Genomic DNA, 24859 nt, shown 5'->3' on the forward strand with positions numbered 1-24859 from the left:
GTTTAAGATTATAAGGTTAGCTGTTTCAGTGAATCAATCACCTCTATTGGATTATCTGCCTTGAATATATATGAACCGGATACAAGTGCATCACAACCTGCTTTGACAAGGCGTGGGGCTGTTGAAGCACCAACACCTCCATCGACTTCAATCAAGGCTTTGCTGCCACATTCCGAAATCATGTTCCGCAGGGCATGAATGCGTCCTATGGTGGCTTCGATGAATTTCTGTCCGCCAAAACCGGGATAAACACTCATTACGAGAACCATCTCAACATCGTTTATGTATGGACGGACAGCCTCAACCGGAGTGTCCGGACTGATGGTAACGGCAGCTTTCATTCCTGCAGTATGGATGCGCCGGATTATATCCGGCAGCCTTTCACCACAAGCCTCAATATGAACATTCATGGATTTTGCGCCAAGTTTTGCGGTTCTTTCAATGTAATCTTCCGGACGCATTGTCATGTAATGCACATCCATTGGCTTATCGAGAACCTTTGCTATGGCATCAAGCACGCTGAACCCGAACGAAATGTTCGGCACAAACATTCCATCCATAATATCCAAATGAAGCCAATCTGCCCCACTTTTGTTTATCATCTCTATATCCTTCTCCAAATGAAGGAAATCCGCTGCCAGCAGCGAAGGTGAAACTATTGCCATTATTTATATTCTGACCAAGATTTTATTGCAATGTTTTCTATTGGCATAGTGCAGAAAGCGTGTATGAACGCACTTGCAAGCCGAGAATTAGTAATCAGTGGGATATTCAAGTCTATTGCCGCACGGCGAATCTTGTATCCATTGTCCAGCTCACGAGCTGTATGGTTCTTTGGTATGTTGACCACCATGTCTATTTTCTTCTCATGAAGCATTTCAAGTGCCTGCGGATATTTTCCCTCATCAGACGGCCAGAACACTTCAACATTTTCCACACCATTCTCACAAAGGAACCTGTGCGTGCCACCGGTAGCGTAAAGCACATAACCATTCTTTATAAGTTCATGTGCAGCATCAAGCATTTCAGCCTTCTGCTTTGTGGCACCTGTTGAAAGCAGAACAGTCTTCTTTGGAATACGGTGACCCACTGAAAGCATAGCCTTCAAAAGGGCACATGAAGTATCGTCCCCTATACAGCCAACCTCTCCCGTTGACGCCATGTCCACACCAAGCACAGGGTCAGAACCTTGCAAACGGTTAAAGGAGAATTGGCTTGACTTTATGCCTACATAATCAAGGTCAAACAGATTCTTGTCCGGCATATCAAACGGAACATTAAGCATCACTTTCGTAGCAAGGTCTATAAAATTAAGTTTCAAGACTTTGGAAACGAATGGGAACGAGCGACTGGCACGAAGATTGGTTTCTATTACAAGAATATCATTGTCTTTCGCCATATACTGGCAGTTGAAAGGACCGGAGATATGCAATTCGCGTGCAATTTGCTTCGTTATACGCTTTATGCGACGCATGGTTTCAACATAAAGTTTCTGTGGAGGAAACTGCAAAGTTGCATCACCTGAATGCACTCCGGCAAACTCCACATGCTCAGAAATGGCATAAGCTATTATCTCACCATCCTTTGCAACACCGTCAAAATCAATTTCCTTGGCATGCTCGATAAACTTGGATACAACCACCGGATGTTCCGCAGATACATTCGCGGCAAGCTGAAGGAAACGCTCCAACTCCTCACGATTGGAACAAACATTCATCGCTGCTCCGGAAAGCACATAGGATGGACGGACAAGAACAGGGAAACCTACCCTATCAATAAAGTCATTGATGTCGTCCATACTAGTCAATGCTGACCATTCAGGTTGGTCAACACCTATTCTCGAAAGCATTGACGAGAATTGTGCACGGTCCTCACAATTGTCAATATCCTTAGCGGAAGTTCCAAGAATAGGCACATTCTCCTTATCGAGTTTCATGGCAAGGTTGTTAGGAATCTGACCACCAGTTGAAACAACCACACCATGAGGAGACTCCAACTCGATGATATCCATAACACGCTCAAATGTCAGTTCGTCAAAATAAAGACGGTCACACATATCATAATCAGTGGATACTGTCTCTGGATTATAATTTATCATAACAGAGCGATATCCGCTTTTACGTATAGTATTGAGTGCCTGTACGCCACACCAGTCAAACTCAACAGAAGACCCGATACGATAAGCGCCAGAGCCAAGCACTATCACAGTTTTATTGTCTTTCTCGAACTTGATATCATGTGCAGGTTTTGCTGTACTTCCTGTGCCGGAATATGTCATATACAAATAATTTGTATGTGCCGGATATTCTGCGGCAAGGGTATCTATCTGTTTCACAACAGGCAAGATATTGTATGATTTGCGGAGAGCACGCACAGTAAGAAGCGCTTTATGCATATTGCCCATTTCCTTTTCAAGCCCAACTGCACGGGCAATTTGGAAATCAGTAAATCCATAAACTTTTGCAGTAAGCACCAATTCCTTATCAAGCACATTAACAGAAGTGCAATTGCGTAATTGCGTATCAATGTCCACTATATGCTGAAGTTTCTCAAGGAACCATCTGTCAATCTTCGTTATTTCATGAATCTGCTCAACGTTGTAAATCTTACGCTGCATAGCCTTTGCGATGACAAAAATACGCTTGTCGGTAGGCTCTTTCAAAGCTGTCTCAACATCTGCAACCTCAAGTTCTTTATTCTCCACAAACCCATGCATGGACTGCCCTATCATACGCAAGCCTTTCTGTATAGCCTCCTCAAAGTTACGACCAATAGCCATAACCTCTCCGACTGACTTCATCGAAGAGCCAAGCTCTTTGTTTACACCACGAAACTTGGAAAGGTCCCAGCGCGGGATTTTACACACAACATAATCCAATGCAGGTTCAAAAAATGCAGACGTTGTCTTTGTGACCGAATTCTTCAGTTCAAAAAGCCCGTATCCCATACCAAGTTTTGCTGCAACAAATGCAAGCGGATAGCCTGTAGCTTTTGAGGCAAGAGCAGAAGAACGTGACAAGCGTGCATTCACTTCAATGACGCGGTAATCCTCCGACTGAGGGTCAAAAGCATACTGTACGTTACATTCACCAACAATTCCTATATGACGGATTATCTTTATGGCAAGGGCACGCAGTTTATGGTATTCTGAATTTGTAAGTGTCTGAGATGGTGCTATGACTATTGACTCTCCGGTATGTATACCTAATGGGTCAAAGTTTTCCATGTTGCAGACTGTTATACAGTTATTGTATCTGTCACGCACTACCTCATATTCTATTTCCTTCCACCCTTTCAAAGATTTTTCCACAAGAACCTGTGGTGAGAAAGAGAATGCTTTTTCAGCAAGAGTGTTAAGTTCCTCTTCATTATCACAGAAACCTGAACCTAATCCTCCAAGGGCATATGCAGCTCTGATTATGACCGGATAGCCAAGTTCCGAAGCCGCCTTGCGGGCATCCTCTATATTGTCACAAGCCTGAGATTTGATTGTCTTGACATTTATCTCGTCAAGTTTTTTCACAAAAAGTTCACGGTCTTCTGTATCAATAATCGCTTGCACTGGAGTACCTAAGACTCGGACATTGTATTTCTCAAGCACACCGTTCTTGTACAGTTCCACACCGCAATTAAGGGCCGTCTGTCCTCCAAATGCAAGAAGTATGCCATCAGGACGTTCCTTCTCAATAACACGCTCTACAAAATACGGCTGCACCGGAAGGAAATAAATTTGGTCTGCGACACCTTCTGAGGTCTGCACTGTTGCTATATTTGGATTGATCAGCACAGTCTTAACCCCTTCCTCGCGAAGAGCTTTCAGCGCTTGTGAACCGGAATAGTCAAACTCACCGGCTTCACCTATCTTCAAAGCCCCTGAACCAAGGAGCAAAACTTTCTTTATATCTTTATCAACCATGTTCTAAATGAAATAAGTTTATAAGATTTTCACAAACAGGTTCATGCCAAAAGGATATGAGCCTTAAAGCAATTCCACAAATCGGTCAAACAGAAATTCTGCATCAACCGGACCTGAGCATGCTTCCGGATGGAATTGGGCAGAAAACCAAGGATATTTCTTATGTCTTATACCCTCGTTAGATCCATCATTCATATTCACGAAAAAAGGTTCCCAATCAGAACCAAGCGTCTTGGAATCAACAGCATACCCATGGTTTTGTGATGTGACAAAGCATGTTTCTGTTCCAACCATACGCACAGGTTGGTTATGTGAACGGTGCCCATATTTCAATTTATACACAGTTGCACCCGCCGCCTTTGCCAGCAATTGGTTGCCCATACATATACCCATAATTGGGCGCACAGCACTATCAGACTTCTCACGTTCACACTCCATGAACTTACGTATATTCTCAACAGCCTCAACACACATGTCTGGATCACCAGGACCATTGGCAAGAAACAGACCATCGAATTCCATGTCTGTAAAATCATAGTTCCAAGGAACTCTTATGACATTTACTCCACGATTGATAAGACATCTTATGATATTCGCCTTAACACCACAATCTACAAGCACAGCAGTCTTCGCTTCATTGTGTTCTGTCACATTCGCAGCTGCATAACGGATGATCTCCTTGCACGAAACCTCCTCAACAAAGTTCACACCCTCATACTCTGCTTCAGGAATATTGCCAGGTTGGTTGTCAAAAACAATCTTGCCCATCATCACACCATGTTCACGCAATACTTTTGTCAGTTCACGAGTATCTATGCCTGTTATACCTGGGACTTTTTCACGCTTGAGCCAATCGGAGAGACTCTCTTTGGCATTCCAATGGCTATAGCTCTCACTATAATCAGATACGATTAATGCCACAGCATGGATCTTGTCACTTTCCATGAAGGTTGGAATACCATTATCCTCAAAAGAAAACGCCGGAACACCATAGTTTCCTACCAAAGGGAATGTAAGAACCACAATCTGACCTGCATATGACGGATCCGTAAGAGATTCAGGATAACCCATCATAGCTGTATTGAAAACGACCTCACCGGCTACCGTTTTATCATAACCAAATGACTTGCCATGAAATTCAGTGCCATCTTGAAGGATAAGTGTTACATTTTCCATTTCTAATTCATATAATAAAAATCACTCCACTGTAACAGACTTTGCCAAATTACGTGGCTGGTCGACATTCAGTCCCTTTGCCACTGCAACATGGTAAGACAGCAACTGTAATGGAATAACACTCAACAGAGGGGCAAGACAAGCCAATGTCTGTGGAACCTCAATGACTTCATCAACCATTTTCTTTATTTCTTCATCTCCTTCCGTCACAATGGCAATAATATGTCCTTGACGCGAAATAACCTCCTGCATATTGGAGATATTCTTCTGATAAAGAGAATGATGCGTCGCAATAAAGACAACAGGCATCTCTGCATCTATCAAAGCGATAGGTCCATGCTTCATTTCTGCAGCAGGGTATCCTTCTGCATGTATATATGATATCTCCTTCAGTTTAAGTGCCCCCTCCAATGCCACAGGATAGTTCCATGCACGTCCAAGATAGAGGAAGTTATGCGCATAAGTGAATTTCTGTGACAACGCATGAATCTTGTCGTTCTGCTCAAGAATCTTATTCATCTTCTCAGGTATTGCAACAAGTTCGTTTATTGTTTCTTCATATTCTTCCTGCCCAACAGTGCCTTTAGCCATTCCAAGAGCTAAAGCTATCATTGTTAAGACAACCAATTGACCAGTAAACGCCTTGGTCGACGCTACACCGATTTCCGGACCGACATGGATGTATGTTCCTGTATCGGATTCACGCGCAATGCTGGAGCCAACACTATTGACTATTCCAAATATAAGGGCACCTTTCTCTTTTGCCTGCCTGATTGCTGCAAGAGTGTCTGCAGTTTCTCCGGACTGTGATATAGCCATTACCACATCATTAGGCTCTATGACCGGGTCTGAATAACGGAATTCTGAAGCATACGCTACTTCTACAGGAACACGGCAGAAATGCTCTATCAACTGTTTACCTATCAGTCCTGCATGCCATGATGTGCCACAGGACACTATCACAATACGCTTTGCCTGCAAAAGTTCACGACGGTGATTCTTCACTGCAGAGAGAAGGACTTCCGGTTGGTGGGAGTAAGGTGACTCTATAATCCTGCCACGCATACAATCCTTAAGAACATTCGGTTGGTCAAAGATTTCCTTCAGCATGAAATGAGGGAATCCTTCATGGTCAAGCATTGACAAATCAACATCGACTTCTTTGACGACAGCATCTGTAGCCTCACCATTGAGTTTGAAAACCTGCAAAGGTTTGCCACATTCCATAATAGCCATTTCTTCATCATTGAGATATACAATCTGCATTGTATACTCTGCTATCGGGGAAGCATCTGACGCAAGGAAAAACTCCGAATTATCCTCTACTACACCAACTGCCAAAGGTGAAGATTTCCTTGCAGCTATCAATTGTTCCGGATGACGGCTGTCTATCACTGCTATAGCATAAGCGCCAAACACTTGATTCAAAGCACTACGCACAGCTGTAGCGAGATTGACATCATTTGTCGTCATGATATAGTCTATCAATTGCACAAGGACTTCTGTGTCTGTCTCACTCTTAAATTGGTATCCACGCTCTATAAGCTGTTCGCGAAGAGTTGCATAGTTTTCGATAATACCATTGTGCACAAGAGTCAGATTACCGGACTGTGACACATGAGGATGAGCATTCGCCTCACTCGGCACACCATGTGTTGCCCAACGTGTATGCGCAATTCCCATACAACCGGTTGTATCACCTTTCTCTGCAACAGCTTCCAATACAGAGACTTTTCCTTTGGCTTTATAAACTCCAAGGTCGTTATTTTCATTTATCAGTGCAACTCCTGCGCTGTCATAACCACGATATTCTAGTCTTTTAAGTCCCTTAATAAGAATAGGATAAGCCTGTCGCTTTCCTATATAACCTACAATGCCACACATGATTTTATTTTTATATCTATAATTAATTTAACCTTAATTTATCTATTATGAAATGAAAAGAGATACAGCCCCCTGTATCTCTTTATCTAAGTATTATTATCTTCTTGTAATGGCGACAACCAGAGAGACAATGGATAATAATGATGTTCCAAGCGAAAGCCACATTGTTGTTGCTGGACCAAATACAACAGATCCAGACTTGTTTTTACTTGGTTCTACATAAACAATATCATTCTGTTGAAGATAGAAATAAGGAGAGTTGACAATATTGACATCCGTCAGATCAAGTCTATGCGTTGTCTTCTCCCCAAATTCATTTTCCCTTATAAGTAATATATTATTACGCTTACCGTAAAGAGTCAAGTCACCTGATTCGGCAATAGCCTCAAGAATGCTCATCTTTTCAGCCGACACAGGAACAACTCCAGGACTTGATACTTCTCCAAGAACTGTTACACGGTAATTTGCCATACTTACCTTAACCAATGGGGATTCCTCTTTTAAGAAATACGGTTTCAGTTTGGCTGCAATCATATCCTGACATTGGTTTTTTGTCAGTCCGGAGACATGAAGTTTGCCCAATATAGGGAACTCAATATTACCTTCATTGTCTACGAGGTAACCACCGTTATTCGCACCTCCTGTCCCCTGTGTTCCCTGACCGGAATTAAGATTGAATGGAGCTGAAGCCTGTGGATCTGTAGTATGCACAGAAATAGACAACAGATCTTTCGGCATTATTTTTGCATCATAAAGCATACGAGAAGCCTCCAGACTAACCTCGTCTGCATTCTGAAAATAAACAACCTTTTTGGAACTTCCACAACTCATAAGAGTCAACACTGCAATCAAAAGAGGGAAAAGGAAATATTTTTTTTTCATATACTTTGTGTAAATTTGATGCAAAGATAATAATTTTTACCACAACCTCCAAACTTTTAATAAGAAAAGTATGTTTATTTCTTACAAAACTTTATTTTGTTGGTTGAGTGCTATTTTTCAATTAATTTTCGTATCTTTGCAACATGAAGTTACGAAAAGAGTGTAATTTATTGGAAATGAGCGTAGGTTAATTGCTCTTGATAGTAATAGGTTACGATTTAGTTAGTTATCTACTGCATTATCCTTCTGCGCGTTGCGTAACCTTCAAAGAACTCTTCGTATGCAAAAGTAGCTATTTAATTCGAGATTTTGATATAAACTCCCGTTTTTTATCCCCTCATTCATAAGAATTTTCCGTAAAAGCGGTATTGTCCGTCGGCACACCATTGCCCAAAACGAGTTTGGAACAAACGTGTGCCGACTACCGCATAGCTGGAGAAAAGGGCATTGCCTCACGCCTAAACGATGTTTAGACAGATGAAGCAATGCCCCTTTCTTTTGCGCCTATGCCAAGAGGTGCTTTTACGGGTTTTCAAATGATTTTTCTTTTTTCGCTGTCTCTTTTGCCGGAAGCGGAAAGTGAATGCAGAGTGTGTCAGCCTGCCCCATGAATGAAACAGGCGCCCACACACAGCCGGACAAACCGGGAAGAATGATTGTTGCCACCCGGCTGAACAAGTTCCGTCGGATCGGAAACAATCATACTTCCTTTGTTGTGGTTTGCCCTTTTCACGCTTCCGGTGATGTCTTTTTCCTTTTGGTGATTCTTTTTTTTACGGATTTTCCCCTGAAGTTTTTTTCTACACAATCTGCCTCTGTTTTCGTTTACCTCCATTTTGCGCCTTTCAGTAAGCCGCATCAGTCAGTCATTTTCGTTCTGGGCGCAAAGGTAATTCCGGGATTGGACGGGAAAGCAAGGTCAAGCCTCCTGTTTTCGGTAAAAATCTCCAGCCCTGCGGGTAGTATTTTGACCGAAAAACCTTGCATTCCCTAATCCCTACCTTTTCAAGCACCCGAAACGAAAACGACCGATGCGACAGAAAGACGCATAAAAAAAATGTCGGATAAACGAGAGGCAGATAAGATAGTTTGAAACTCAACTCCCTCAGCTCTTGAATCCGCATTAAAAACAAAAAAATCAAAAACAGCGAAGATATGACGGCAACGGCAAATTTCAGACAAATGGCGCAACACATCGGGTTGGCGATATGCGGCTTGATGATGCGCACCGCCTTCGGGGTGTTCGGCATCCTTTGGGGCATCATCAGAGAGATTGTAAACGGAGTGTTCCGAGTGGCGATAGGTGTAATCGTGGCTATCCTTTCCACCATTGCCTTCTTTGGCTTCATCCTTTGGTTATTCACCCTTTAACCCTTACCGACATGGCAAAAAGAAACAGCAAGACGGCAGCGCAGCAGTGCAGATATTACGAGGTGGACAACATCTTCGTGTATATGGTGGAAACGTACATCAACGGCAATTTTGAAACTTTCCGAAGATTGTACCACGAACTGAACAAGGACGCACGGAGGGATTTCATGGACTTCCTTCTCAGCGAGGTAGAGCCGACCTATTGGAGAGAGATACTGAAACAGATAATCTAAAAATGACAGCGATATGAAAGGAACAGACCATTTCAAGAGAACGATATATATGTACTTGGAACAGCGTGCGGAGGAAGATGCGCTATTTGCAAAGAAGTACCGCAACCCTGCCAAGAACATGGACGAGTGCGTGACCCACATTCTGAACTATGTGCAGAAAAGCGGTTGCAACGGTTTCACGGACGGAGAGATATTCGGGCAAGCCATCCACTACTATGAGGAAAACGAGATAGAGGTGGGCAAACCGATGGACTGCCAAGTGGTTGTGAACCACGTTGTGAAACTCACGGCAGAGGAAAAGGCGGAGGCACGTCAGAACGCTGTCCGCAAATACCAAGAGGAGGAACTCCGCAAGTTGCAGAACCGCCACAGACCGTCAGCGAGAAAAGAAAACCAACCCCAACCCTCATTATTTGATTTAGGCTTATGAAACCGAAGACCAAGATACAGAAAGAGGTGGCAAGACTTTCCGCCAACCTTCGCCCCATATCAGCGACACAAATAGATTGGGCATACCGCCACTGCGTTGAGCATATCGGCTACCGCACCAAGAAAGGGAACATCACCTGTTCCGACTGCGGTCACGAGTGGCACAGCGACAGCGGACTATGCGACACCCTTGAAGGCTGCACCTGCCCCAAATGCCATGCCGAACTCAAAGTGCAGGACACACGCAGACGCATCTACAAGGAAACGCAGAATTTCAGCGTGATAACCACCTGCAAAGGGTATCAGGTAATCCGCGTGGCGCAGGTCAGATGCGAGAGCAGGAAAGGCGAACCGATGCGTTTCTACTGCCACGAGGTCGTGCAGCGTTGGATTTCACCCGACGGCAAGGTTACGGACATGGCGTTGCTCCGTGGCTTCCTTTTCTGCTATTGCGATGTGTGGGCATTAGGCAGCGATATGGAGGTAAGACCGCACAACAGCCTATACGATGATGTGGTGGCAAGAAGCTGTGCATATCCAAAGATGAGGATATTGCCCCAACTCAGACGTAACGGCTTCAAGGGCGATTTCCACGGCATCTCCCCCGTGCGTCTTTTCAAAGCCTTGCTTTCAGACCCAAGAATTGAAACCCTTATGAAAGGCGGTGAGATTGAGGTCATGAAACACTTTCTTTTCAATACCCGTACTGCCGATGAATGTTGGGCATCATATCTGATTGCCAAGCGTCACAAGTATCAGATAGACAACCTCTCAATGTGGTGCGACTATCTGCGTATGCTCAAAAAACTCGGTCAAGACCTCCGTAACCCGAAGAACATCTGTCCCGAAGATTTCATGGCGGCACACGACAACGCAACCCGAAAAATTGAAGCCATACACGAGAAGGAAAGAGCCGCAGAGCAACGCCGTTGGGAGATTGAAAGGCGTGAGCGTGAGCAACAGCGACAACTCCAACGAAAGAAAGATGCGGAGGATTTCATCGCCAACAAATCCAAATTCTTCGGCTTGGTAATCACGGACGAGGAAATAATCGTCAAGGTGCTTGAAAGCATAGACGAGTATTACAACGAGGGCAAGACGCAGGGCATCTGCGTGTTTGGCAGTGGATACTACAAGAAAGCCGACACCCTCATACTATCGGCAAGGATTGGCGATGAGATTATTGAAACCGTAGAGGTGGACTTGCGAACCCTCGAAGTGGTGCAGTGCCACGGCAAGCACAACCAGGACACCGAATATCACGAGCGCATCATAGACCTTGTGAACAAGAACGCCAACCTTATCCGTGAGCGGATGAAAGCGGCATAGCATAACCCCTAAAACAACATTGATATGGAAGTAAGAATTGAAAGTATGATTTGTGTGTGGGATGATGCAATCCCCACGATGTTCCTTGAATTTGTGAACCTCCTCACTCTCACAACGAGTGAGGGGGAATTGAGAAAGAGCGTAAAGGAGTTTGCCGAGAAGCACGAACTTGACAAGTTTTTCCTTTACGGCTTCGGCTCACACCATTTCTACCTGCACCAACGCTACACAAGCAACCCCGAAATGGTGATGAAGAACAGAGTTCTGTCAGTACATTTTTAACCATCTAAAAAGCAACATTATGACAACACGAATGACCATCAACGGAGTAAGCACCTGCGCGGAAGCAGGTACGGAGAAATACGAGCGTTTCCAATCGGGTATCGGAAGACGCAGGCGGACACTTGTGCAGTACGACTACCGCCACCCCATAGACAGAGAATTGTTCTCTTGTGTCAAACCCACGTTGGACGAGTGCCGAGCCGCACGGGACAAGTGGCTGAACGCAAAGAAGGGAAAGGAGGACAGACTATGAACACGACCTATCAAACGCTGATAGTCAAGTTCAGCGAACCTATCACGGCATTGGACGGTATCTTTGACGATACCGGAGCGTGGGGAACGGACACCCTCAAGGGGTGGATAGATGATTACGAAAGCACACGTTTCACCGCCACCGACAGCCATACGGCAGTCATCACGAGCGAGTACAATATGGAATGTGTGAAAGAGTGGCTACAACGGCAGACCCCCATTTCCGAAATGCGAGAATTTTGAACGGGATGGCGGTGTCCGCACCGCCAATACTTAAAACCCTAAAAACAAAAGATATGATAGCCAAGACGATATTACAGCAGATAGGCGGAAAACGCTTCACCGCCATGACAGGTAGCCGTGATTTCATAGATATGGGCAACGGCTTACGGATGAGCCTTGCAAGGAACAAAACAAGTGCCAACCGCCTTGACATCATCTATGACGAAGGGGCAGACCTCTACAATATGCGCTTCTACCGCAGGACGTTCAGCAAAAAGACCTTTGAGTGCAAGACAAAGGACATTGCCGTACACGAGGGTATCTATTTTGATATGCTGGAGGAAATGTTCACGATGGTGACGGGACTTTACACACGCTTTTGAGTGGCGGGGCGGCGAGAGCCGCCCTACTTTCTTTCAGTGAGCATGATGGCGGACAAAGAAAGTAGCAAAGAAACCTTTGTCCAATCTGCGATAACTAAAAAATCCGCAAGTAAAACTTGCGGAGGCTATATATTGGGTCGTTATTTTTTGGTGGAGGGGAATGATAATCTCGAACCGTTGAACTACACATTTCTGCTTCGTCTCCATTTCCCCCAACGATTTGATACGTTCAATCATTTTTGTTGTTCCTTTCTGAATTTTCCTAAATACTTTCTTCATAATTTCGCTATACTTTTTATGGTTAATAACTATGTTTTGTATTGCTCTCACAACACTTACAACTTGAAGTGTCATTTGGAAACCGATAGGCAAAAATGGCTCAACGATGTCAATTAACGAGAAAATCCTACGATAATCTATCAAGTGATAGAGCAAAAGACGTGCCAAGTTAAATATGGCACGTCTTTTGCCAGTTTTGTCAGTCCTTTTATGGGATATACAACAGCGCAAACTCCGCCTTTCTCCGTTTGAGCAGCATGGCGTGGCGTTTTCCTTTGTAGTTGCAGAAGGCTATATACTCACGGTAGATGTTCCTGTCACCAGCTTCCAGCTTCTTGATTAAGGTGCTTTTGGGGATTGTTTTGCTGCCTAACAGCTTCGCCGGTCCCACATTGTAAGCTAACGTGCCAAGCAAAATCGAATCAACCCCGAATTTACGGAACATGGCGACAAATTTGCGCAGGTCTTTCCGCAAAAGTTCATCCGCATCCCGTTTTGTCATGGTTCGTGCCGAATACTTCTCGTTTGGCAAAAGTTTGTGACCCCAACCGACGTATGGGTAGTGTTTTTCTGAGTGCCAGCCTTCAAAGTAGCGGCAGCATAAAAAAGCACGTTCCATAAGCGGCAGTCGGTAGATTGCCGCCTGCCCGTCCGTTCCCTCTTGGCGGCTGATCTGCGCGGACACAGAACAGACCGTCAGAAGTGAACAGAGCATTGTCATGAATACACGCATCATTTCAACAAGGGGCTGAAGTTGCCGATGGGAACGATGGTAAGATCGTCGTCCTTTACATTCCTGTTGTTGAAGTCAAATTCCAGTTCGTAGGAGTTGCTAAAGTTATCCTCCACCACCACGATGAAATTATGCGCCTCATCACCCGCCGCCGTGTAGTACAGGCGGAATTTTTCGTTCTCCAGCAGGTAGCGGTCGTTAGGCAGGAAGGTGATGCCGTTATCCATTTTGAGCGAGCCTTCCCCCTCGAACTGGAAATAGCGGATGGTATAGAGCGTACCCGAAAAGTCGCCCTCCTTTTTCAGTTCACAGCGGATTTCCACTGTCTGCCCCTTTACTACCTTGTTCGGCACGGGCATGACCTCCACCGTGAAGGGATAGGACTGCTGGATGTCCATGTCATCGTCACATGACACGAGGGTGAATGACATGGCGGCTATCAGGCATAACGCCACTGCCTTGAATATTGATGTTCTCTTGTTTCTGTTGTTCAGTATGTTCATTGTTCTTCGATTTTTAGATGGTTGTTTTTCTGTTTTTTCGTTGTCAGTTGCAGGTACTCGTTCAAGTCCTTGCAACCGTCATAGAGGGAGGAACGGTCGGTGACACGTTCCCCGTATCGCATGGTAAGTGCGGCAAGCGTCCGCCGTCCGGCTTCGTCACGGTCGAGGAAGCAGCCGATGCGCCCGTATCCGTCCAGCAATCCCGCCGCCTTCTCCACGTTGGCGACTGAGTTCAGCACAAGACAGTCAGCGTTACCGGTTACACCAAGCGTCACGGCAGAGAGAAAGTCCATGAAGCCCTCGAACACGAGGCACTCGTCAGCCGGGATGTCATTCGCCTTTACCAGTGATACAGACTTCGGAGGTATGCAACCCTTGAAATATCGGCTTCTGACTTCATAGCCACCTGCCATGTTCGGAAAGCCAACGGCAAAATACCGTTTCCCACGCACACCGTAGTTCAAGCGGCAGCAGTGACGGGATGCGATGGCGTAAGGGATGCCCCGTTCCTCTAAATACTCCGTCAGCAGTGAGCGGAGCAGCGGAGCGACCTCCACATCCTCAAAAACGGATTCGGTCGGCTTCGAGAGATAGACGGGCTTTTCCCATCCGGCAACCGTCATATTGGCGGCTTCCGCTATGAACTTCGCTTGCTTCATGAAGTCATCGCTTTGCAGAAACTCCCCGGCAAGCGTGAAGATGTCGCCGCCCTTGCCCAAACCGAAGTCGTACCAGAGCTGTTTCGCCACGTTCACACGGAAAGAGGATGTGCGCTCGCCCCTGTACGGGGCAAGATACCACAGCTCGTTACCGCTCCTTCTGACAGGCTCATGCCCCAGCCGTGCGAGAAAATCCGCAAGCGGCATCCTTCTGACAGCATCTATTTCCGTCCTTTCCATGCCCGTGTCAGTTGATGATGAACTTGATACCGACCCCGAACTGCGTGTGGAACTTCCGTGTGTCGCCACCCCAAAGGCAACGCTCCCGCAGGTTGGCAAGCAGGGCGATACGGTCTGCCACGTAACACTCCACATCGAGCGTCAGCGCACCGCCGTAGATGAAGGCGTCCCGGTCGTGCAGCGTGGAGCCGTCATGCAGCACCTTCTTCCCCCAATTTACCGCCTCATATCCGGCGAGAGCCGAAGCCCCGGCATAGACGAAAACAATCTTTCGGGCGTCCGACAGTATCTTGAAGTAATAGCCGCCCTCCGCCGTGAACTGCGCCACGGGTATCTTGGTGTCCTTGTAGGGATTGTTCTTCAACAGGTATTCGCCACCGAACACCCACTTGTTCCCCTTCTTCGTGTAGGTGGAGAGAGCCGCCCCGAAGCTGTACCCGCCGTCCTTGCCGCCGAGATTGAAGCCGTCCGCCATGTCCGCCCTCACCTCGATGCCCTGCATCTTCGGCAGACACCGCTGGGCGTGCGCCTGCCCTGTAAAAAGGGCAAGCGACGCGATGATTATTGCGATGTACTTTCTCATGGTCAGCGTACTTGAAGTTCGTTGATGGTACCCGCGCGTACCAAATCCTCGTTCTCAATCACGAAGGACTGGTGACGGCCGCCGTTCTTCTCGTTCAATTCCACCACGAGGCACTTGTCATCGGGGATGGTGAACTTCGCCATCGTGAAGACCGTGCGCTCGCTCTTTTTGCCCAGCACGAGGGTGGCGTAGTTCTGCGCGCGGAGCGGCAGAATAATCTGCTCCTGCACGGCAGTACGCTTCGCAACCTTCTTGTCCACGATTTTCCAAGTGATGTAGTCCACATCGAAAGGCACGTTGCTCTGGTTCTTTATCTCCGTGTGGAAATAAAGCAAGCCGTTGTGCGTGTAGATGCCTTTCAACAGGTATTGGATGCCGAAACGCTTGCAGCCGATATGCTTCACCTCGCGCTTGTTCTGTTTGTGGATGGACTTCATGATAAGGCGCACCAGCATCGGGCTTTCGCTGCCCAGCTCTTTCAGATAGATTTCCTGCGCGTTGTTCGGGCGGTTCACCGTGCTGCCGTCATGGATGAAGTCGCACATCTCCACGTTGAGCAACAGCGGTTCGGCGGCGTACTTCACGTTGAAGGTGTAGAAACTGCCGTCCTCCGTGATGACGGACATATTCGTTTCGTTGGGAAAATTCCTTACGGTAGCCTTCACACGGATGATGTTCTCCGCTCCGTCGGCTTTCCCGGCAATCAGGTCGGGCGAGCCTAAATCGACATAGCGCACCTCCGCCGGAAAAATGACGTGGACGGTCTTGTCGTAGGTCACTTCCAGACCGTGCGGCGGTATCATGCGGTCGAAGGTCAGCTTGCGTGACAGCCCGTGATATAGGTCGCCGTCCGCCTCCTTCTGCGGATAGACCTCCTTCGTCAAGGTCGGTTGTTCACTTCCGTTGGTCGTTTCAACGGTTACATTCTCCTGCGCGTTGGCAGTTATGATGCCCATAGCGAGGGCAAACATGATGATTACTTTTCTCATTACTTTTGGATTTTAGTGGTAATTTTTATTGTTTTCAATATTTTTCTTGGTAAAGCATGACCCTGTACCCGGCTTTCAGATGCACCTTGACGGTTCGCATCTTTTTGGCGATGTACTGGCTCGTGCCTTGTATCAGCCCCTTGCCCAAGTCGGAGGCGAGCTGCGCCCCGGCATTGGTGGAGATGTTGATGCTGCTTCCCAGCGAGCCGCCCATGTTGGCGGCGACCTCCCGGACGGCGTTCATCTCCATCGAGTTCGGGATGAAGATGCCGGGCTGTCCGTCCGTGTCATAGACCGCAAGCTCCACGGGGATAATCGTGCCGTCGTATTCCAGCGAGGTAATCTCGATGTCGAGCCGCTCACCCTGTATCTTGCCCGTGCCGACCACCACCGCACCCCGGGGTATTGTCCTGCCTGCCACCGCCATAGGCTCCAGCAGGCGCAGCCTTACCGTCTGCCCGTCCGTCACGCTCTGCGCCCCATGCACGCACGCCGGTATGGTGTTCCTGTCCAATACCTCCGCCGTGCCGACAGCCGTGTTGAAACCCCGGTTGCGTTCCTGCGATAAGGCGGCGACAAACTCCGCGTTACTCATAGGCTGTGAGAGTGAAGAAACTACTTGATGCTCCACCTGTCTGATAGGCATTGCCTTGTTCTTCTTCCCTTTCTGCACGGTAGTTGGCTCTGCCCTCTGTTCCGCCGATGGCTGTCCTCCGTTCTGACCGCCCATGTACTTTGCCGCCAGCTCGTAGGACTTCTCCATAAGAGCCACCTGCTCGTCCATAGAGGAAGCCTTGCCCCTCTCGCTTTCCAGTTCCGACTCCAGCGATGCGATGCGCTCCAACAATTCGTCCATCTCCGCATTGTCGTTTTTCGGCTGGTCGTAGAAGTTTCCGAGCGTGGCGTTCAGGTCACGGTAGGCGGCTGCGGAGGACTGGATGGTCTGCGGCGTGGCTGGCTTTGCCCTTTCTTCCTTGCCGCCCGGATTGGCGAGGTCGAAGTCCACTCCGTTCTCCGTTCCCGCTATCTCGCGGTCGAACATGTCGCCCAGCTGCCCGATGGCACGGTTGCGGCTCTCCTGACGCTCTTCCATCTCCCCATGCTCGTAGGCTTTCAGCTTGTCGCCGATAATCTGCCGGTTCGCCTTGTCAGCGTCGGGCATCTCGGTGTTGTATCCGTCCGTTCCCGGCGGTTGCTCCTTGCCGGAGGACGGGGCGAATATCAGCCACATCGCCCCGATGAACACCAACACCATAGCGGGCAGCACGATCATCTTCTGCCGTTTCAGCCGTTGCGCCTCTGTCAGCGGTTCGCGCTCCTTTTTCGGTTTCCCCGTTTCGGGAGCAGCTTTGTTCTCTTTCGTCGGTTCATTCTTTGTCTGTTCCATATAAATAAGGTGTTAAGTGATTGCCTGTTTCCGCCGGGGTCGGCAGTTCCACCCGTCCGGCGTGTCCCGTTTCCATATGTGAGCCGTCGTTCCTGCCGATGTCATAGACGGCTCTGCCGAAGGTGTAAAGGGCAAGCACCGCGAAGGCGGCGAACATCCCCAGCACGATGCGGCGGCGTGTTTCCGGCGGCAAGCCGTCCAGATACCCTTTGAGACTTGCCGCCAAGCGTTTCCGTTTGTCGTGGAGTTTCCAATACATGCCCCACATTGATTTTCTGATACTTTTCATGTCCTGTTACCGTTTGATAGTCTGTAAATCCTTGTTCTCAATGATGGTGAAACCCTCGATGGTAAAACCGTTCGGGTTGTCATCCGACCGCGATGCGTTCAGCAGGCGGCAGGTGGTCACGAGGCTGCGCTCGGTGACGTTGCTCTGCCGGATGATTTTCTGTGTGGCGTAGGTCACGGCACGGTAGGGATAGGCGTTGAAGTCGCACACCACGCTGTCCACCTTCAGCACTTGGTTGATGTTCCCGGCGATGATGCGGTTGTAGTACCCCTTCTCCGCGAAGTCCGAATAATAGTGGTACACGCTCTTGTCCGCCAGCAGCAAGGCACGTTTCACGTTGTGTTCAATCGCGCTTTTTTCAGGTGATAGCGTGAAGAACATCTCGTGGAAACGGCGCACATGTTCCCGTGCCTCCGCCGGGCGGTTCTGCGACAAATCCTGAGACAAGGCGAGCATCAGGCTCTTGCCGTTGTCCAGCACATAGATTTTCTCCCGTTGCTTCTCTGCGAAACGGTAGGAGTTCCACACGCTCCACACCGTCACCACGGCGCACAGCGAGAGGAAGACGATACCGAACAGGCGTATCTGCCTGAACGACGATTCGATGTTTCTAAGTGATTTGAATTCCATTTATATTTTCCAATTTATGATTGCACATTGATTATTTCAGCAATTTGCCGACACGTCCGACTGCGTTTCCTGCGGCTGCACCCGCCACGCTGCCCGCCATGCTTCCGGCTCGTCCCGCCATCTGGTTCACGTTGCGACCGTAACCGCCCATGCCTCCGGCTTGGATAATCCAGCCCGCAACGGTGGGAATGGTAAAGTAGCCGATGATGCCGATGCAGAGGAATACGATATACACCCCGTCGCTCGAATCCAGCGAGAAGTTCGGGTCTGCCTGCATCCGCTCGATGTCGTTTTGCAGCATCAGAACCTGTATCTTCGCCAGTATGGTGCTGAACATGTCCGATACCGGTAGCCACAGATAGACCTGTATATAGCGGCATATCCACTGCGTGAGCGTGTTTTGGAAACCGTCCCATACCGACAGGGCGAAGGCTATCGGACCGAGAATCGCCAGCACCACGAGAAAGAAGGTGCGGACGGTGTCTATCACGAGGGCGGCGGCTTGGAACAGCAGTTCGAGTATCTCGCGGAAGAAGTCGCGGATGCTCTTCTTCATGTTGTACATTCCCCGGTCGATATACATTCCCGCCATCGTCACCATGTCGGAGGGCGACCAGCCGAGTTCCTCCAGTTGCTTGTCAAATTCCTCGTTGGACACGAGGTAGGCGGTTTCGGGGTTGCGTACCATCGCCTCGTATTCCAGTTTGTCCTTCTGCTCCCGGTATCGGTTCATGTCCAGCGTTTCCGCCTCCAGCATCTTTGCCGTGCCCTGTACGACGGGTGAGAGGATGCTGTTTATCGTGCCCAGCACCACAGTCGGGAAGAACATGATGCACAGACCGATGGCAAAAGGACGGAGCATCGGGAATACGTCTATCGGTTCAGCTCTCGCCAGCGACTGCCATACCCGGTAGGCGACGTAGAACAGCGCACCCAGCCCGGCGATGCCTTTCGCCACACCAGCCATGTCCCCACACAGCGGCATCATCTGCTCATAAAGTGAACGTAAAATCTGATGAAGGTTGTCGAACTTCATAGGCTACCAGTATCTTTCGTTCATGTTCCCGTACAGCCCCATGATGCGGTCGAGGTCGTTCTTCTTTTTCGCACGCAGGTAACTCACGGAGATGTTCTTGTTCGTGTAGTAGCTCACGAGGTTGCGGTAACGCTTCATCTTCGAGTGGCAGCGTTCCACCACGTCCATGCGCTCCTTGTCGGTCATGGAGAGCGTGGTGATGTTCACCACGTTCCTGAGTTCCGTCAACACTTCGTTGCTTTCCTCCAGCAGTTTCGTGTAGCCGAAAGCGATTGCGGAAAGCTCTTCGGGTCTGAAATTCCCGTCACGGAGCATCCGTTGGAAACTGTTCACATAGATGTCTGTGATGTCGCCCACCATCAGGATGGTCTGCTGCACCTTGCGGGCGTCCTTGACCAGATTGTTCACCGATTTGAGGGCATCGTAATACTTCTTGCCCTGCTGATAGATTTTCACCGTCTCCTGAAAGTTGCTCACCATGTTCGTGGCGGTCTTGGAGGTATGGATGATGTTTTTGGAGGCATTGATGATGCCCTGCGCTAGATTGCCCGGATCGCTTACGACCCACTGTGCGCTTGCCCTGCCCGCGAAAAGCAGGCACAGGCAGATAATCATTGTTATTCTTGTTCTCATGTTACTTTGGATTTTAGTGGTTGTTATTCTTCGGTCGGATGTCCCGGCTGCGGCTTCACCCGCACATAGTCCCCGTTTGGCGAGAAAGTCAGCACATCCGTGGCCTCGTTGTAGGACACGTCGATGCGGAAGCCGGTGTTCATGAACAGGTTGCCGTTCTCCTCCTGCAAGAGATAGGTTTCCGGCTTGAGCTTGCGGCGCAGACCGCTACGACGGAACACCGTCACTTTGTAGGCTTCGCCCTCCTTGTAGATAAGCACGTCAGGTTTTCCCTCCACGCTCTCCCAGTTCCCGCACAGCATGTCGCGGCGGTTGTCGGCCACGTCGCAGGATTGCAGCATCATGACCGCCAATCCGATAAGGCACTTGCTGACTTGCAGCATTTTCACTTTTGGTAAATTCATACGCGTTTTTCTTTTTTGGTTGATACATTCTGTTTTTTAGTTATTCCTTGTTTCTCCGCCTTTCGGCAAGCTGCCGGATGGCGGCTTCGATGTCGTCGCCCAGCTTCTCCGCCAGACGGTAAACCTCCACTTTTTCCGTTTCCTCGGTGGTGTACGCCAGATACTCTTCCGCGCTGACCTCCGTGGCATAGACCGCCGACTGCGTGCCGCCCAAGCCTATCCACACCTCCTTGTAGAGCCGTGAAGGGTTGTTCGCCATGTTGATGGAGAGTATCTGCGACTTCTCCTTTTCCGTCAGTCCGAGCAACGCCTGTATCTGGTCGAACTTGTTCATATATTTCCTTTGGTCAAGCAGGATTTTACAATCCGAGTTGTTGATAATGCTCTCTTTGACCACCGGAGAACTGATAATGTCGTCCACCTCCTGCGTCACCACGATTGCCTCGCCGTAATATTTTCTGACCGTCTTATACATATAGCGCAGATATTCAGCCATGTTCGCCGATGAGAGGGCCTTCCAAGCCTCTTCCACGATAAGCTGTTTCCGCACGCCTTTCAGCCGCCGCATCTTGTTGATGAAAGCTTCCATGATGATGATGGTCACGACGGGGAACAGTTCGCGGTTTTCTTTAATCGAATCTATCTCGAAGACGATGAACCGCTTGCCGAGCAGGTCGATGTTCTCCGTGGAGTTGAGCAGGAAATCGTAACGCCCGCCCCGGTAATACTGCCGCATGGTGGTGAGCATGTTGTCGATGTTGAAGTCGGACTTCTCCACCTTGATGTCACGCTGTGCCAGTTCCTTGCGGTAGTCGTCACGCATATACTCGTAGAAGGTGTTGAACGACGGCACGATGCTACGGTCGGATTGGATGCGCTCAATATAGGCACTCACGGCACTGCCCAGCTCGCCGCTCTCCGTCTTTGTCACCTTGTCGTCCTCCGACTTCCAGAGCGTCAGCAACAGGGTCTTGATGCTGTCCTTCTTCTCCACGTCGAAGATGTAATCGTCGGTGTAGAACGGGTTGAAGCTGATGGGCTTATCTTCCGTGTAGGTGAAATACACACCGTCCGCTCCGCCTGTCTTGCGTCGGATCATGCCGCACAAGCCCTGATAGGAGTTTCCCGTGTCCACCAATACCACATGTGCGCCTTGCTCATAATATTGGCGCACGAGGTGGTTCATGAAGAAAGACTTGCCGCTGCCCGAAGGACCCAGCACGAACTTGTTGCGGTTGGTCGTGATACCTCGCTTCATGGGCAGGTCGGAGATGTCAAGGTGCAGCGGTTTTCCCGTGAGCCTGTCCACCATCTTGATGCCGAAGGGCGAGAGCGAGCTGCGGTAGTTGGTTTCCTCTGTGAACAGGCACACCGCCTGTTCGATGAAGGTGTGGAAACTCTCTTCCGCCGGGAAGTCCGCCGCATTGCCGGGTATCGCCGCCCAGTAGAGTGTCGGGCAGTCGATGGTGTTGTGGCGCGGCACGCATTCCATGCTTGCCAACTGGCTGCCCACGTCGTTCTTGATATGCTTCAGTTCCTCCGCATCGTCGCTCCACGCCATGACGTTGAAGTGTGCCCGTACCGAGGTCAGTCCGTAGGAATGGGCTTCGTTCAGGTATTGGTCTATCCACTCGCGGTTGATGCTGTTGCTCCTTGAATAGCGAGATAGCGACTGCATGTTACGGGCGGACTTCTCGAACTTCTGCAAGGTTTCCTCACTGTTGTCTATCAGCACATACTGGTTGTAGATATGGTTGCAGGAGAGCAGAAGCCCCACCGGGGAGGCGAATGACAGTCGGCAGTCACTCCGGTCGGTGGAGAGCTTCTCGTAACGGGTGTCGGTAGCCACCTTGCCCGGCAGGTCTTCCGCGTCGGAGAGGGTGTGCAGACACAGGCGGTTGTCGCCGATGCGCATCTCCCTTGCCGAAAGCTCGATGTCCTGCAAGGTGGTGTCACCTTCCGGCATGAGCGAGAAGTAGCGTTCAATAAGTCCCGTCTTTCCCTCAGTACCCACAATCTCATCGGTGGAGAGGCGGCGCAGCCTGACAAGCCCGCTGTCGTTCATGATGCGCTCGAACTGTTCGCAGGCTTCCAAGAACTTGGTCGTGGTTTCCCTGTCCAGCTCCTTCGGGATGATATGTCCCCGGCACAGCGTGCTGAAATTGCTCTGCATCCGGTTACGCTCCTTTGTTGTCTTGGTCAGGTAGAGGTAGCAGGTGTGTTTCAGGTACGGACGCTCGTTGAAGTGACGCTCGAAAGAGCGGCTTAAAAAGCTCATGTCGTCCTTCTGAAGCTCCGGTTTGTAGCGTTCCTTGATGAACCAGTCCTGTTTGTGGACGACGGAGTAGTCCGGCAGCACCTTGATAGCCTTGCACCAGCAACTGTGTATCGCCTCGTACTCCGCACCCGTCACGGTGTAAAGTTCCGGTAGTTCCACCTCGAAAGCCACCGTGATGTCGGCGTCCTTTGAGATGATGCAGCCATGCTCCACCGCTAAAAGTGGGAACCTGTTTTCCAGTGTTGTCATTTTCGATGTATTCCTCATTGTCTTTCTTCCTTTCGTTGTCGTTTGAACAGACGGGTTATCCGCCGCCGGTTGATAAGGTATCGGGGATGGCTCCGTGCCGCTCCTAATTTCATCAGCCCGTGTTCACCGTACCGGGCGTTCAGCGCGAAGGTCTGCCATACAAGGAGGGAGGACGATGCCGCGCCGAAGCCGATACATATCCACTGGTCGATACCGACCATGTAGAGGATGACGAACAGGACGAAGAGAGCCAGCAGACCTCCGCAGAAGATGAAGAGGTACTGTGCCTTCAAGCCCTTGAACTCTACCGGACGGCCGATACCCTTGTTGATTGGGTATTCAGCCATACATTATTTATTAAAGGAAGAATGAGCGCAGGATGGTGGCGGCAACAATCAGGAAGATGCACGCGCCGAACCACGAGGCGGCTGTCTTGCTGGTGTCGGGGTCGCCCGATGAAAACTTGCCGTACACTTTTACGCCCCCGATAAGCCCGACGACTGCACCGATGGCGTATATCAGTTTAGTTCCGGGGTCGAAATAAGAACTCACCATAGAGGTGGCTTCGTTGATGCCCGCGATGCCGTTTCCCTGCGCGAAAGCGGAGGCGGTTGCGGCGATGACAAGTGCCGCGGAGAGGATTGCTTTTCTGTTTTTCAAGATGTTCTTGTTCATAAACTGTTCTTGTTTTTTGCCGTCAAAAGGGTGGATGGTCCTTTGTCGGGCGGTTGATACTTTGTTTCTTTACTTTGGTTTTAGTGGATGCCCGTTTGTTTCCACGGACGTGGGCGTGTCCGTTGCGGATGGGGATGCGCCTTGCGTTTCCTCGCCGCGTGGGTTGATGTCATTCTTTCATGTTCATTTCTTTTATTGTTGTCATACATAGTTGCGAATGTCGAACTCCTCGATGTTGTCCGGCACGACGAACTCCTTTTCAGATTTCTTCAGCCGAATCTCGATAAGCCCCTTGATGCGGATGCCTATCTCCGAAGAGCCTTCCATCATTTTCTCGTACAACTCCGTGCCCTCCATGTCGGTGAACACCTTAGCCGCCTTTTCACGTTCCGCCTGTGTCGCGTCCGGGTTTTTGGCGGTCTTGCAGGCGTCGTCAATCTCGTCAAAGCTGCTGCCCGAAGCCCGTGGCGTGTCCGAGGCGTCCTCTTCCGGTTCGTCGTCCCCGTATCCCAGTTCCTCCGGCGGTATGCTCGTGAAGGTCTCATCGAGTTTTTCCTCCGGGACTTGTGCCGGGCGGGATGCGTTTCCCGTTTTTCCGTCGTCAAAAGTAGCCTCTTCCTCCGACAGCTCAATGCCTTTTTCAATAGTGGCGGCTTCTTGCGTCGGTATGGCAGCGGTTGTCCGGGTGGATGCCATCCTGAAACGGCTCTTGCCGATGATGTCCGCCTTTTCCGCAGGGACTTCCTCGTGTGCCGCTATGCGTTTAGCCTCATTCCCGTCCAGTGACCGCCATAATCCGACAATGCCCTTGAAGAAGCGGACAATCCGCGTGTCCATGATGCGCTCGTAAAGGAGCAGGAACAGGAACCAGAGGTTGCAGCCGACCGATACCGCCAGCAGAATGTCTGTCATGCTGATTGTGTAATTCATATC

General features: G+C 49.3%; 30 protein-coding genes. 9 read left to right on the forward strand and 21 right to left on the reverse strand.

The features are described 5' to 3' along the window. Positions 1-8 precede the first annotated feature (8 nt). From rpe to E5358_RS03035, 5 genes are all read right to left on the reverse strand, one after another. Positions 9-668 (reverse strand): ribulose-phosphate 3-epimerase, encoded by a 660-nt coding sequence (gene rpe, locus E5358_RS03015; protein ID WP_135938837.1) that lies wholly within the window; start codon positions 666-668, stop codon positions 9-11. Continuing rightward, positions 665-3916 (reverse strand): carbamoyl-phosphate synthase (glutamine-hydrolyzing) large subunit, encoded by a 3252-nt coding sequence (gene carB, locus E5358_RS03020; RefSeq protein WP_135938838.1) that lies wholly within the window; start codon positions 3914-3916, stop codon positions 665-667. The genes rpe and carB overlap by 4 nt, the downstream gene beginning before the upstream one ends. A gap of 63 nt (positions 3917-3979) precedes the next feature. Continuing rightward, the gene (gene carA / locus E5358_RS03025) at positions 3980-5092 is read right to left on the reverse strand and encodes a glutamine-hydrolyzing carbamoyl-phosphate synthase small subunit (protein WP_135938839.1); all 1113 of its coding nucleotides are present in this window, start codon (positions 5090-5092) and stop codon (positions 3980-3982) included. Positions 5093-5113: 21 nt separating this feature from the next. After that, positions 5114-6976: a glutamine--fructose-6-phosphate transaminase (isomerizing) gene (gene glmS / locus E5358_RS03030; RefSeq protein WP_135938840.1), complete on the reverse strand. Its 1863-nt coding sequence runs from the start codon at positions 6974-6976 to the stop codon at positions 5114-5116. A 96-nt stretch (positions 6977-7072) separates the two neighbouring features. Next, positions 7073-7858, reverse strand: coding sequence for a polysaccharide biosynthesis/export family protein (locus E5358_RS03035; protein ID WP_135938841.1), 786 nt, complete (start codon positions 7856-7858; stop codon positions 7073-7075). 607 nt (positions 7859-8465) lie between these two features. Between E5358_RS03035 and E5358_RS15245 the strand changes: the two genes are divergently transcribed. The 9 genes from E5358_RS15245 (at position 8466) to E5358_RS03090 (ending at position 12359) form a co-directional block, all read left to right on the forward strand. Continuing rightward, a complete protein-coding gene (locus tag E5358_RS15245; RefSeq protein WP_009126113.1) occupies positions 8466-8852 on the forward strand; it encodes a hypothetical protein in 387 nt (128 codons plus the stop codon). A gap of 161 nt (positions 8853-9013) precedes the next feature. Further along, positions 9014-9229, forward strand: a complete 216-nt coding sequence (locus E5358_RS03055) for a hypothetical protein (RefSeq protein ID WP_004291535.1) — start codon at positions 9014-9016, stop codon at positions 9227-9229. A gap of 11 nt (positions 9230-9240) precedes the next feature. Further along, positions 9241-9462: a hypothetical protein gene (locus tag E5358_RS03060; protein WP_004291534.1), complete on the forward strand. Its 222-nt coding sequence runs from the start codon at positions 9241-9243 to the stop codon at positions 9460-9462. A 13-nt stretch (positions 9463-9475) separates the two neighbouring features. Next, positions 9476-9892 (forward strand): PcfK-like family protein, encoded by a 417-nt coding sequence (locus E5358_RS03065; RefSeq protein WP_004291533.1) that lies wholly within the window; start codon positions 9476-9478, stop codon positions 9890-9892. Then, on the forward strand, positions 9889-11220 hold the full coding sequence (locus E5358_RS03070) for a PcfJ domain-containing protein (protein ID WP_004291532.1): 1332 nt from the start codon (positions 9889-9891) through the stop codon (positions 11218-11220). Before E5358_RS03065 ends, E5358_RS03070 begins: the two co-directional genes overlap by 4 nt. A gap of 24 nt (positions 11221-11244) precedes the next feature. Then, positions 11245-11502, forward strand: coding sequence for a hypothetical protein (locus E5358_RS03075; RefSeq protein WP_004291531.1), 258 nt, complete (start codon positions 11245-11247; stop codon positions 11500-11502). A gap of 19 nt (positions 11503-11521) precedes the next feature. Then, entirely contained in the window at positions 11522-11755 is a 234-nt protein-coding gene (locus E5358_RS03080; protein ID WP_004304291.1) for a DUF3873 domain-containing protein, read from the forward strand. Beyond that, positions 11752-11997, forward strand: coding sequence for a DUF6956 domain-containing protein (locus E5358_RS03085; RefSeq protein ID WP_004291529.1), 246 nt, complete (start codon positions 11752-11754; stop codon positions 11995-11997). The genes E5358_RS03080 and E5358_RS03085 overlap by 4 nt, the downstream gene beginning before the upstream one ends. A 53-nt stretch (positions 11998-12050) precedes the next feature. Next, entirely contained in the window at positions 12051-12359 is a 309-nt protein-coding gene (locus E5358_RS03090) for a hypothetical protein (protein WP_004304290.1), read from the forward strand. 33 nt (positions 12360-12392) lie between these two features. On the opposite strand, the gene E5358_RS15495 is transcribed toward E5358_RS03090, so the two are convergent. The 16 genes from E5358_RS15495 to E5358_RS03165 form a co-directional block, all read right to left on the reverse strand. Beyond that, a complete protein-coding gene (locus tag E5358_RS15495; protein WP_168354566.1) occupies positions 12393-12782 on the reverse strand; it encodes a hypothetical protein in 390 nt (129 codons plus the stop codon). Between the two features lie 64 nt (positions 12783-12846). Then, positions 12847-13374, reverse strand: a complete 528-nt coding sequence (locus E5358_RS03100; RefSeq protein ID WP_004291526.1) for a glycoside hydrolase family protein — start codon at positions 13372-13374, stop codon at positions 12847-12849. Next, complete coding sequence (locus E5358_RS03105) at positions 13371-13874, reverse strand: DUF3872 domain-containing protein (protein WP_004291525.1); 504 nt, start codon at positions 13872-13874, stop codon at positions 13371-13373. The genes E5358_RS03100 and E5358_RS03105 overlap by 4 nt, the downstream gene beginning before the upstream one ends. After that, positions 13871-14773: a toprim domain-containing protein gene (locus tag E5358_RS03110; protein WP_004291524.1), complete on the reverse strand. Its 903-nt coding sequence runs from the start codon at positions 14771-14773 to the stop codon at positions 13871-13873. The genes E5358_RS03105 and E5358_RS03110 overlap by 4 nt, the downstream gene beginning before the upstream one ends. Positions 14774-14780: 7 nt before the next feature. After that, entirely contained in the window at positions 14781-15356 is a 576-nt protein-coding gene (locus E5358_RS03115; RefSeq protein WP_004291523.1) for a conjugal transfer protein TraO, read from the reverse strand. A gap of 2 nt (positions 15357-15358) precedes the next feature. After that, complete coding sequence (gene traN / locus E5358_RS03120; protein WP_135938842.1) at positions 15359-16345, reverse strand: conjugative transposon protein TraN; 987 nt, start codon at positions 16343-16345, stop codon at positions 15359-15361. A 34-nt stretch (positions 16346-16379) separates the two neighbouring features. Beyond that, entirely contained in the window at positions 16380-17732 is a 1353-nt protein-coding gene (traM, locus tag E5358_RS03125) for a conjugative transposon protein TraM (protein ID WP_004291521.1), read from the reverse strand. Then, positions 17713-18000: a TraL conjugative transposon family protein gene (locus E5358_RS15250; protein ID WP_018697145.1), complete on the reverse strand. Its 288-nt coding sequence runs from the start codon at positions 17998-18000 to the stop codon at positions 17713-17715. The genes traM and E5358_RS15250 overlap by 20 nt, the downstream gene beginning before the upstream one ends. 27 nt (positions 18001-18027) lie before the next feature. Further along, a complete protein-coding gene (gene traK / locus E5358_RS03130) occupies positions 18028-18651 on the reverse strand; it encodes a conjugative transposon protein TraK (protein ID WP_004291519.1) in 624 nt (207 codons plus the stop codon). Between the two features lie 31 nt (positions 18652-18682). Next, on the reverse strand, positions 18683-19687 hold the full coding sequence (traJ, locus tag E5358_RS03135) for a conjugative transposon protein TraJ (RefSeq protein WP_004291518.1): 1005 nt from the start codon (positions 19685-19687) through the stop codon (positions 18683-18685). Between the two features lie 3 nt (positions 19688-19690). Further along, the gene (locus E5358_RS03140) at positions 19691-20320 is read right to left on the reverse strand and encodes a DUF4141 domain-containing protein (RefSeq protein WP_004304283.1); all 630 of its coding nucleotides are present in this window, start codon (positions 20318-20320) and stop codon (positions 19691-19693) included. Positions 20321-20343: 23 nt separating this feature from the next. Next, complete coding sequence (locus tag E5358_RS03145) at positions 20344-20724, reverse strand: DUF3876 domain-containing protein (RefSeq protein WP_004291516.1); 381 nt, start codon at positions 20722-20724, stop codon at positions 20344-20346. 40 nt (positions 20725-20764) lie between these two features. Further along, positions 20765-23269 carry a TraG family conjugative transposon ATPase gene (locus E5358_RS03150; protein WP_004291515.1) on the reverse strand — a complete coding sequence of 835 codons (2505 nt, stop codon included), beginning with the start codon at positions 23267-23269 and terminating at the stop codon, positions 20765-20767. Beyond that, positions 23266-23598 (reverse strand): DUF4133 domain-containing protein, encoded by a 333-nt coding sequence (locus tag E5358_RS03155; RefSeq protein WP_004291514.1) that lies wholly within the window; start codon positions 23596-23598, stop codon positions 23266-23268. Before E5358_RS03155 ends, E5358_RS03150 begins: the two co-directional genes overlap by 4 nt. Positions 23599-23608: 10 nt before the next feature. Then, positions 23609-23926 carry a DUF4134 domain-containing protein gene (locus tag E5358_RS03160; protein ID WP_002560983.1) on the reverse strand — a complete coding sequence of 106 codons (318 nt, stop codon included), beginning with the start codon at positions 23924-23926 and terminating at the stop codon, positions 23609-23611. A gap of 201 nt (positions 23927-24127) precedes the next feature. Next, positions 24128-24856, reverse strand: coding sequence for a hypothetical protein (locus E5358_RS03165; protein ID WP_004304280.1), 729 nt, complete (start codon positions 24854-24856; stop codon positions 24128-24130). Positions 24857-24859 lie beyond the last annotated feature (3 nt).

Source organism: Palleniella muris, from assembly GCF_004792655.1.
Taxonomy (GTDB): Bacteria; Bacteroidota; Bacteroidia; order Bacteroidales; family Bacteroidaceae; genus Prevotella; species Prevotella muris_A.